This window comes from Bacteroidota bacterium (genome assembly GCA_016213405.1).
GTDB lineage: Bacteria > Bacteroidota > Bacteroidia > Palsa-948 > Palsa-948 > Palsa-948.
The window spans coordinates 1-11923 of sequence record JACRAM010000106.1 but is presented as its reverse complement, the minus strand read 5'-3'; the positions used below and the strand labels follow the sequence as shown (position 1 = coordinate 11923).

At 37.9% G+C, this 11923-nt stretch carries 8 protein-coding genes; all 8 read left to right on the top strand.

What is annotated here, in order from left to right; translation table 11 throughout:
* Positions 1–651: 651 nt before the first annotated feature.
* Positions 652–2646, top strand: a complete 1995-nt coding sequence (locus HY841_12810) for a sensor histidine kinase (GenBank protein MBI4931642.1) — start codon at positions 652–654, stop codon at positions 2644–2646.
* Between the two features lie 9 nt (positions 2647–2655).
* Positions 2656–3312, top strand: a complete 657-nt coding sequence (locus HY841_12805; protein ID MBI4931641.1) for a response regulator transcription factor — start codon at positions 2656–2658, stop codon at positions 3310–3312.
* A 169-nt stretch (positions 3313–3481) separates the two neighbouring features.
* Complete coding sequence (locus tag HY841_12800) at positions 3482–5098, top strand: T9SS type A sorting domain-containing protein (GenBank protein MBI4931640.1); 1617 nt, start codon at positions 3482–3484, stop codon at positions 5096–5098.
* Between the two features lies 1 nt (position 5099).
* Positions 5100–6479, top strand: a complete 1380-nt coding sequence (locus HY841_12795; GenBank protein ID MBI4931639.1) for a T9SS type A sorting domain-containing protein — start codon at positions 5100–5102, stop codon at positions 6477–6479.
* An 11-nt stretch (positions 6480–6490) separates the two neighbouring features.
* Positions 6491–7039, top strand: coding sequence for a hypothetical protein (locus tag HY841_12790; GenBank protein ID MBI4931638.1), 549 nt, complete (start codon positions 6491–6493; stop codon positions 7037–7039).
* 216 nt (positions 7040–7255) lie between these two features.
* Positions 7256–8662, top strand: a complete 1407-nt coding sequence (locus HY841_12785; GenBank protein ID MBI4931637.1) for a VCBS repeat-containing protein — start codon at positions 7256–7258, stop codon at positions 8660–8662.
* Positions 8663–8666: 4 nt separating this feature from the next.
* Complete coding sequence (locus HY841_12780) at positions 8667–11249, top strand: SBBP repeat-containing protein (GenBank protein ID MBI4931636.1); 2583 nt, start codon at positions 8667–8669, stop codon at positions 11247–11249.
* A 338-nt stretch (positions 11250–11587) separates the two neighbouring features.
* A partial coding sequence (locus tag HY841_12775; GenBank protein ID MBI4931635.1) for a hypothetical protein occupies positions 11588–11923 on the top strand: 336 nt, incomplete at its 3' end.

Sequence of the window (11923 nt, the reverse complement as noted above, 5' to 3'; positions counted from 1 at the left end):
GCAACAGGCGGTAACAACGCATTTGCGTTATTGCCGCTACAATCTTGCATCGAGTTTTGTTTTTCATATCTTTGCTTTGTGTTTCGGCAGACAATTTTGCGCTTCGTAAATCGGCAACAACGCAATATGCGCGGAACGTTAACTACAATAGCCCGCCTTTTTCAAGAGTAGACAAATAAGTGCTCGGAAGACAGTTCCTGGGGCTCAACAAAAAAAGGCAGGTTCACGGGTGACAGTTGCGCATTTCGCGGACACTTGTGCTGGTTATTCACCGCGACAAATACAAAAGAAAAAACAGCCGGACAGTTCCACAGTCGGCAGACAATTTTGTAGTTCTTTGACCGCAAATCAAAAAAGGCAAATCACGGGCGGACAGCTTTTCTCACGGTTGACCGTTGCGCGCGCCTCGACAGCATAAAAAACATCTCGCAACCCTTCATCGTTGCTTTTAACCAGACAGCAAATAAAAAAAATCTCCGTAGACAGCCAAGCAATAATATTCCGCAAATGCAAAAGAGCTGCACAACTTTTTTATTTTTAATTGTGGAGTGCAACACATTTGCACTTGCTCCATCTCACGAAGAAAAACTATAGATTAAAAATTATTTTCCCCTCCCTTCAAAGCAAATTTATAATTTTGATAAAGCAATTATGTTACGATACTTTCACATATTATTATTTTTCATTCTCATTACTGGGGGAATGGGGCAATCCCACGCTCAGAACAAGACCATTGATTCGCTTCTTGTTCTCCTCAAAAAAGATAAAGAAGACACAAATAAAGTCAACCACTTAAATAAACTCTGCTGGGAATATCAAACTGCCGATAATTACGATACCGCTCTTCATTATGGAAACTTTGCATTGCAATTAGCTAAACAATTAAATTTCCATAAAGGCATTGCAAATACATACAATAATATCGGAATAATTTATAGTATTCAAGGCAACTACACAAAGGCATTGGAAAATTGTTTTGCCTCACTCAAAATCAGAGAAGAAACAGGTGACAAAAAAAGCATCGCTGGTTCTTACAATGACATCGGACTTATTTATAGGAATCAGGGCAATTACACGAAGGCATTGGAAAATTATCTCGCTTCGCTCAAAATCAGAGAAGAAACAGGTGACAAAAAAAACATCGCTGCTTCTTACAACAACATCGGACTTATTTATAGGAATCAAAGCAACTACGCAATGGCGTTGGAGAATTATTTCGCTTCGCTCAAAATATATAAGGAATTCAGTAATAAAGCAGGCATCGCTGCTTCTTATATTAACATCGGAGAAATTTATAGGAGTCAAGGCAACTATGCAATGGCGTTGGAAAATTATTTCGCTTCGCTCAAAATATATAAGGAAATCGGTAATAAAACAGGCATCGCTTCTTCTTACAATAACATCGGAGAAATTTATAGGAATCAAGGCAACTACACAAAGGCGTTGGGAAATTATTTCACTTCGCTCAAAATATATGAGGAAATCGACAATAAAGAAGGCATCGCTACTTCTTATATTAACATCGGAAGCACCTATATGGAAAAAAAGAATTATGCCGAAGCGACCACATATTTATTAAATAGTTTGCAGCTATTCAAAGAAGTAGAAGTAAAGGATGGGATGATGGAAGCATATCAAAGATTATCAGAAGTAAATGAAAAAATGAATGATTACAAAAACGCTCATACATATTATCAACTCTATTCTCAAATAAAAGACAGCATCTTCAATGAAGAAAGCAGCAAGCAGATAACCGAGATGCAAACTAAATACGAGACGGAGAAAAAAGAAAAACAGATTCAATTACTCAACAAAGAAAATGAAGTGAAAGGCGAACGGCTGCAAAAGCAACAAACTGTTCGTAATGCTATCATTGGTATTTCTGGTTTGTTAATCATCGTTGTTGTATTGTTATACAACAGAAGGCAATTAAAGATGAAAAACAGTTACCAGCAAAAAATTAGCGCACAACAAAAATCATTAAGTGAAGAATTATTGAAGCAGGAAAAATTGAGGCTCAAATCAATAGTCATTGCACAGGAAAAAGAGCGAAAAAGAATTGCGGAAGAATTGCACGATGGCATCGGGCAAATGCTTTCGGCCGTAAAATTAAATATTGCTGCATTAGATGACAGCAAAGAGGATGACTATAAAATTCAATACAAAAATGCGATTGAACTGATTGATGATTCTTGCAGTGAATTGAGAAATATCTCTCACAATATGATGCCGGGCTTGCTTGTGAAAAGCGGGTTGATTCCCGCCCTTAACGATTTGGCAGATAAATTAAATCATTCCTATGCTTTGAAAATTTTTATTGAAAGTGATGGAATGGAAAAACGGCTTGATAACGCTATGGAGATACAACTCTACCGCATTATTCAGGAATTATTGAACAACATTATTAAGTATGCACATGCCGCTGAAATTCACATACAGTTGAATCGGAGCGAATCGGAATTAACCTTGATGATGGAAGATGATGGAAAGGGTTTTGATACAACTATTTTGAAAACAAGCGCTGGCAACGGCTGGAATAACATTAATTCCCGCTTGGAAATTCTGAATGCAAAAATAGAAATTGACTCGCGAGTTGGAAAAGGAACAGTGATGTTTATTGAATTACCTTTAACAACCAATACGTAGTATTTCAAAATGAAAAAAGAGAAGAAAATAAGAATAATGTTTGTGGACGACCATCAGATTTTGATTGATGGAATGAAAGCATTACTGAAAAACAATATCCAATTTGAAATTGCGGGTGAGGCAACTCGTTGTGAAAAAGCACTTGAAATAATTCCTCGAATCAATCCCGATATAATAGTTACCGATATAAATATGCCCGAAATGTCAGGAATAGAATTTACCGCTGTCATTAATAAAAAATATCCTCAAATAAAAATTCTTGCTCTTTCCATGTATGGCGAAAAGGGGATGATCAGTGAAATGCTGGATGCGGGTGTGTCGGGCTATATTTTAAAAAACACCGGCAAACAAGAATTGGTAGATGCTCTGCTGAAAATTCACGATGGAGGATTATTTTTCAGTGATGAAGTTTCTGCTGAAATGATGAAAAATATTGCTGAAAAAAAACAATTATCCACCGAAGAACAAAAAGCACATCTCACTCCGAGAGAAAAAGAAATAATTCAACTGATAGCTAAAGAATTTTCCAATAGTCAAATTGCAGAAGCGCTTTTCATCAGCGAACGAACCGTGGAAACACACCGTAAAAATATTTTCCGCAAAACCAATACGAAAAGTTTGGTAGGTCTTATCAAATACGCCATAGAGAATAATCTGACAAATTGATTTTCTTCTCTCACTCTCTTTAACTATATTGCTTTCGCTCTTATTAGAAAGAGGGTTGTGGTAATCCGTGCTAATGGGTATCACAAAATACCCTCCCACTCGGATTGTTTCACAAACATTTCTTCTTCACCTTTGTTCTCAAAAAGCAATACATCAAAAATTCCATCCTATGAAATTGAAAGATAAAAATAAGACAAAAATATTTTTTGCAGTAGCTATCGGCATTGGAATGAACACAAACAATTCCTTTTCACAATCTTCATCTGGTTTTGAAAAATGTTATGGAGATATAAAATCAAATTACGCTTATTCTGCCGAAACAATGAATGATGGAGGTTATATTATTGTAGGACAAACTCCAAGTTCAATTAATCAATATTTAGACATACTTGTTATAAAAACCGATGCAGCAGGAACATATCAATGGAACATGACTTATGGCGGTTCTAAAAGCGATTGGGCATACAGTGTTAAACAAACAAATGATGGCAATATAATTATCACTGGAATCACGATGAGTTTTTTAGACACAACCAGCGGCAATATTTTTCTTATGAAAACTGATACACAGGGGAATATTTTGTGGACGCAGGAATTCGGAGGAGCAAGCAGCGATGTGCCCAATGATGTTATTTCAACTACAGATGGAGGGTTTCTCATTACAGGATATACTACAAGTTTTGGAACAGGCAACAGCGATGCTTACTTAATCAAAACCGATAGCGATGGTAATGCACAATGGACAAAAACTTACGGAGGCACAGGGGCAACTGTTGGTTACAGCGCACTTCAAACTTCTGATGGCGGATACAAAATAACAGGATACTCCTCTAATGCAAGCGCAGGAAATTATGATATACTTCTTATGAAAGTTGATGCAATTGGAAATCCGCTCTGGACAACAGTTTATGGCGGAACTAATGCTGATTATGCGTTTTCAATAAGCCCTGCGCCAAATGAAGGAGCAATTATAAGTGGTACAACTTGGAGTTATGGAAACGGAGACCCGGATATCAATGTAACGCTTACTGATTCGGGTGGAAATCCACTATGGTATAAAGTTATTTCCGGTTCAGGAAATGATTACGGTTACTCTGTTGTGTATTCTTCACCCAATAGTTATATGCTGGCTGGAAAAACCGATAGTTATGGAGCAGGCAGTTATGATGCTTTCCTATGCAAGTTAGATACATTCGGAACTTTTCAATGGGGCAAAACCTATGGCGGAACTCATGAGGACGAAATACGCTCTATGAAACCAACCATGGATGGCGGATTTTTAATGGCTGGCGGAGCAAGAAGCTTTACGCCTCCGCCAAACTATGACCATGAATTTTTTGTTATCAAAACCGACTCATCGGGTAATTCAAATTGCAGCAATGCCATGAATACCGTAGCATTGACAATAGCGCCTGCAATCGGAACTTTTACTCCTGTAATTTCAGCAGGCACAATAGTCGCTCCGCCTCCCGCATTCCAAAGCAGTTTGATTTTTGCATCGGAAACGCAAGCATGTTCCCCCAACTTTGCTCAGGAAGAAAACACAATGGAAAATACAATTACTGTTTTCCCTAATCCCACAAATGGAATAATAGAAGTGAAAGCCCTCAGCGATAGTCATAACAAAATAGAAATATACAATACACTCGGAGAGTGCATTCATAGGTCTTTTACATCCGCATCCAAATCTATAATTGATATCTCCGCACATCCACAAGGTATATATTTCTACAAAATCATTTCAGAAGAAAAAAATATTTCATCTGGAAAAATAATAATACAATAAAATGATACGGCTTCTCTTCGGATTATTGCTGCTTCAATTATCCGTGCAATATACCTACTCCCAACCTGCGTGGCTGCAAGGAATTTCTTCAGATAATCAATTAAATTTTAATTGCGGAGTCAATCCTCAGGTAATGGCTTATTCTCCCGATTCTGTTTTTTGCACATCGGTTTACTGGACTATTGCAAAATATTCTTTTGATACGATAACAAATGTGCAGGCAATGAGAAACTATTACAACTTATGTTCGCCCAATCCTCATTTGATAGGCATCTATAAATCCAGCATAGTAAGCAGGCCTCAAGCCAAACTGAATGCCGTGCCCTCAGAATGTGTAACATGGGAAGATATTGGATATGCTAATCTCACCTCGCAATTCTGGGGTGATACAAATACCCGAATTGTGAATATTGCAGATACAGTTGCAAGTCGGAAATTTGCAAAATTAATTGTAGACCGTTCCTTGGCAGAGTTTCCTAATGCCGACTTTCTTTCGTTAGATAACTTAGGATATGATGGAGTTTTTGGATTTGATTTTGACACCATTTGGGCTCCTCATCTTAGAAGAATAAAATATTATTGTGATTCTGCCGGTTTGCCGTTAGTAGTTAATTATGCTGGCTTCCCTTGCCTCCAATGGAATACATTCCCCTTTCAATATGTGGATGGCATCATGGCTGAGCAACCTGTTGCTAAATATTTTAGAAAAGATACGATTGGAGACCCTTTGGGGCTTCAACTAGTTAATGAATTGCAGGCATATCGCAATGTGCTTGATTCCGGGAAATTAATATTGCTGATTCCAACTCCAACAGGCACTGTGTATAATGATACCATGATTAAAGAACATTTAATGGTTGCTGCCGCAGCCATGCTTGTAAGAAATCCGGGAGACCCGATATTTACTACTGTTTATGGCAGTTGGATATCCTATCCATCTTTTCAATGGTCGGAATTTATTCGATGGCCAGACACGCTTGGAGCGCCTCTTGGTCCTGCCACTCATCAGGGAAGAATATGGCAAAGACAATTTGCATGTGGAACCTTATGGGTTGATTTTTTACATGACAGTGTAAATGTTCAACTGTTGCCTTGCCCTCCCACTTATATTCCCGGTCTTGCAGATAATAATGATGTAATCACTGTTGCTCCCAATCCGGCAAAGGATATTTTCCACCTTCAGTTTAATAAGGAAACAAAAAATATTTCCTGCAAAATATACAACCCGCTCGGTTTGCTTGTACAGGAGCATTTTATACAACGGGCAGAAGAGTCAGAACAATATTCCGTTCCGGTAAATAAACTTTCGCAGGGAATATATTTTTATAAAGTAACATCAGACGAAAAAAATATTTCTTCCGGAAAACTAATCATACAATAAACCTTTTCCAAATGAAAGCAAAAATATTACAATACAGTGTTTTTTCATGCCTGTTGGTTTCATCTGCGTCTGCAAATGATACGCTTACCAAAATGACGAGAAAAGAATGGCTTGGCACCCTCCTTCCTAAACATCAATTTACATTATCCATCGGCTATCCAAAAGCATTTGAGAATTCTGTATTTAATTATCCAGATAGTTTGTCTTCTTTTGAGATAAGCGCCAGACCTGAAATAAGCATAAAATTAGAATATCTTTTACGCGTTAGTGAACGCTTCGCCATAGGAGTTCATTTTTATGAATATCACACATTTTTTAGACATGCTTATCCTTACTATACTTTCCCTAATAATGACCCCAACTTTCCTTTCATATACGATATAGAAGATATTAGCGCAGGTAATCTTGGCTTACAGGGAAGATATTTTTTAAAGCGAAAAGGGGCTCTTTCAAACCTATTGCTATGCCGCGTGGAATGGTTCTTTTTCAGAAATTTTAATAAGACGCACTTATCCTCAGCCGCAAAAGTATGGATACGAGGTATATGGCAGCGGATATAGTTTCGGCACTGGTGCGGGAGTAAGCATAAGGGCATCAAAAGATTTTTTATTTGGAGTAGAAGGTATCGCTTCGTATGGGAAAACTGTGTGGGAGAAAAAATTACATAAGACCTCAGTTAATAACAACTTTAACACTTCCATGTTAGGAGTTTTCTTAAGCATTTCTTATTCATGGGGCAAAAACATAAAACAAACAACAATTCAACAAACTCAAAGATGAAAACAATAAATAGTATAATTATCGCACTGGTTATTTCAACCAATGCATTAGCGCAAACCCCCATCAGTTTTCAAACCTTTCAATCCTATGCCATCGGCTCTCAGCCCGAAATAGTGGCGATTGGCGATTTGAACAATGATAACTTGAATGATGTGGTGCTGGGAACATCAGCATCATTTCCTTCCGATTCACTTTATGATAATAAGATTTTTGTTTTCCAGCAAAACGCCTCCGGTATACTGAATCCCTTTGTAAAATATGACGGGCGATACATTAAGACAATTGATGTTGCCGATGTGAACAACGACCTGCGAAATGATGTAATCATAAGTTTTGGCGATTCAATCGGAATCCTTTATCAAAACTCATCCGGTACGCTCGACCCTTTGCTTGCCTATTATTCAGGAACAAATACAGACGCAATGAAAGCGGGCGATTTGAATAGTGATGGATTGACCGATATTGCAACGGGGCATTGGCAAAGCAATTATATCCGCGTATTTTATCAGCAAACAGCAGGTGGTTTCACATCTTCCACTTATTCAATTACTGCAGCTGGTTACGATGAAATTGAGATTGCGGATGCCACAGGAGACGGAAAGAACGATGTAATTTTAATGCGCGGACAAACTTTTTCAATTGAAAACATAGCCATATTCCCACAAGACCCTGCCGGTGGTTTATTACCGCCTATTTTCAACGACTTGGGCAATATCAATACAAAAGGAGTTGCTGTAGGTGATGTAAACAATGATGGCGCAAACGATATTGTTGTAACGCACGGTGGCAACCAACCCAATACATTTATTTCTATATGGCTTCAGAATGATCCTTCCGGCAATCCTGTTACTTATCCATGCTACGATGCACCCCAGTCGGTAGAAATTGCCGACCTCAACTGCGATGGTTTGAAAGATGTAATTGTGGCGAACGGAGGATGGATGAACATAAGCGTGTATGCGCAAAACACATCCGGCACACTCAACCCTTACCAGTTATTTCCAACTCCCTATTCCCCCTACAAACCGCAGTCATTGGCAGTGGGAGATATAAATGATGACGGCTTGCGCGATGTTGTTCTGGCGGGACAAACTTCCCAGAGTTTGGTGGTGCTGTATAATAATACGTCCTGCACCCCAAACAGCGTTGAAGAAAATACAAATGAAAATTTTCCAATTGTTTTTCCAAATCCGAATAATGGAATTTTCAATATACAACTATACAACGATAAATCTTTGAAAGAAATCAGCATCCAAAACATAATAGGAGAAACTGTTTATCGTGCCAAAACTTTTGATATAGAATTAAAAATTGATGTTGGAGAATGCAATACCGGAGTTTATTTCCTCTATATAAGAACAAAAAATGAAAGTTCGGCCAATAAAATATTTATTACAAGATAAACCTATGTTTAAAAAATTTACTTGTTCGTTGTTTTTTATTTTCATCGCGTTTCTTCTTAGCGCGTCTGATACCATTTTTCAAAGGCAATCGCTTGTGTTTGTGAAAAATAATGGGCAAGAAAAAAGGAATATTCTTTTTTACAGTTGGTTTCCCAAAGGAACTGCCATATATGCTGACAGGATTATTTTTAACGGGGTAGAAATAAAAATCAAAAATCGTAATTCACAAATTATTGTTGAAGGAACAAAACTTCTTCAAGGCAAGTTCAATTACTTCGGAAATATTCCGGCTGCGCCCGCCAAAAAGGAAATAACCGATATTCCATCCTACGGCAACATACTTTATAAAAATATCTACCCTTTTATTGACCTTGGTATTGAAGGAGTGAATAATGGAAAGATTGAACTGATATGGTATGTTTATCCCGGAGGGAATGTGGATGATATATGTCTGGAAGTTCCAGGCGGAAAAATCAGCATGACAGGTGAAAACGAAATTGTAATAACGAAGAAGAAAATTAAAATTACAATGGGAAAAATCTATGCCTTCCAGAAAAATAAAGATAATGCTCAGGAAAAAATCAATGTGCAATACAGAATAAGTAAAAATCACATTGAATACCTTGCATCCAATTACGATAAAAATGCCCAGCTTACTATTGATCCCATAACAACAGCCATTATAGCAAGCAATAATGTGGACTATATTAATGGACTTGCCATTGATGCTTCAGGAAATGTTTTTGCTGCTGGATACACACTTAATCAAGCCACTTTTAACCCATCACGCACTATTTTCGGAACTTTAGGGTCAAATGATGCTTTTGTAACGAAATTTGATAATGGATTAACTATCCATCTTGCCACTGCAATTATATGCGGAAGTGGGAGTGACGTTGCCAACGCCATTGCTATTGATGGTTCAGGAGATATTTTTATAACAGGAAGTACGAGTTCAGCTGATTTTGCACCCACCCGAACGACTTTTGGAACCGCAGGTGGTGCAGCAAATGCTTTTATAACAAAACTTAATAATAACTTAACAACACATATTGCAACAGCCATTATTACTGGTGGCGGAACTGATCTTGCATACGCACTTGCCATAGACGGTTCAGGAAATATTTTTGCGGCCGGAACAACAGGAACATCATCTAATTTTGCACCCAGCCGTACCAACTTTGGCTCATCTGGAAACTGGGATGCGTTTGTTACTAAGTTTAATAATACCTTAACCTCTCATCTGGCAACAGCCATTATTAGAGGAGGAGGAACCGATTATGCATACGCACTTGCCATAGATGGTTCGGGTAACGTTTTTTCTGGCGGAACTACCGATCTTGAAACCAACTTTTCCCCCTCACGAACTATTTATGGAACAGTGGGCGGAAATTCTGCTTTTGTAACAAAACTTAATAATACCTTAACAACACATCTTGCAACTGCTATTATTACAGGAGGCGGAAATGATTACACAAGAGCAATCGCAATAGATGCTTCATTAAATATTTTTATTGCAGGATATACTCTTAACTCCACTAATTTTTCCTCCAGTCGTACAGTATTTGGAACAACAGGCGGTTCATCTGATGCTTTTATTACAAAGTTTGACAATACGCTCTCTACTCATATTGCCACAGCTATAGTTACCGGAAACAGCGAAGATAATGCCTACGCAATTGCCATTGAAGCAGCAACAGGTAATGTTGTTGTGGCAGGATCGGGTAACGCATCAAATGATTTTGCACCCAGCCGCAATGTTTATGGAGTGCAAGGACCCTCATTGGGAATAGCAGATGCTTATGTATCAAGATTTGATAATACCTTAACAACACATTTATCTACAGATATAATTACTGGCAGCAATCCCGACATTGCATACGCACTTGCCATAGACGGTTCAGGAAATATATTTGCAGCTGGAATTACCAATAACTATCTTAATTTTTCTTCCAGCCGTACAGTTTTTGGAACAACAGCAGGAGGAGAATCTTTTATAACTAAGATTGATAATTATTCTTCTTTACCCGTTGAACTCCTTTCCCTCACAGCAAATTGTGAAAACAATTTGGTAAAACTCAACTGGCAAACTGCAACCGAAATCAATAACGATTATTTTACCATTGAGCGAAGCATAAATGGAAAAACATTTGAAGCAATAGGAAAAATGCAAGGCACAGGCAATTCTTCCACCATTCAGCAATATGAATTTACTGACCCCCTCCCCAATGGGGAGGGATGGGGTGGGGCTTTGTATTATCGTTTAAAACAAACCGACTACAACGGCAAGTACGAATACTTCCCACCCATCTCAGTTATCTGTTCTCCTGCTGATGAATGGAATTTGCTCTTACAAGGCACGCCTTTTACCGATCAACTTCTCGCCACACTCCAAAGCCCCGAAGACGGGAATGTTCAGATAGAAATTTCTGACTTATATGGAAAGAAAATAAGCAGTTCACAATTGGGAGTTATCAAGGGGAGTAATTTATTGAGATTGGATTTGAAAAATATTTTACAGGGATTTTATTTTCTTAATATATATAACAACGAAAAACAAATCACAAAAAAGTTTATCAAATTGTGAATTTATTTCTAACACAATGAATAAAATACATCAGAAAAACAAACCTGTTTCATTGAATCAGGATCAGCAAGTTGTAGATGATTATAATTCGGGTATCAAAAGAAATACAATTATTAACAAATATAAAATTACAGATTCGCAATTGGTTACCCTTTTAAGAAATGCAATACATCAGGAAGAAAAGAAACAAGAAAAAATAATTCATGCTCATCCAAAACATTCCTGCAGATACACTCGACCAGTTCATAAAGAAAATCGGATGCAAACACAAAGATTTTTTTAATGCCAACTAATCAATTTTCAAATCTTCAAATTAACACATTAACAAATTAAAATTTATGCCCCTACAAACCCCACGCCCCAAAGCACAATACAACTGCGGACAAGAAGAACTCTATGCAGTCGCAATCCTCGGATGGAATTCCTATCTCGAAAATGTTTCTGACTTCACCAATCATTTAACAACCTACACCACCGCCTACGGCAACGCCCAAATAGCCCTCGTCACTGCCGCAAGCGATATGCCAGACGCACAGCAGCGCGATGAAATCTCAGAATCCTTCCACGTCCTCCTCGAAGATGAAAAAGACAAATGCCTCATCCAATGGCAAAACCTCGAAAGTTATATTCTCCACTCCTTTCCCGAAAAACTTCAAAAAGCAAAACTCGAAGGT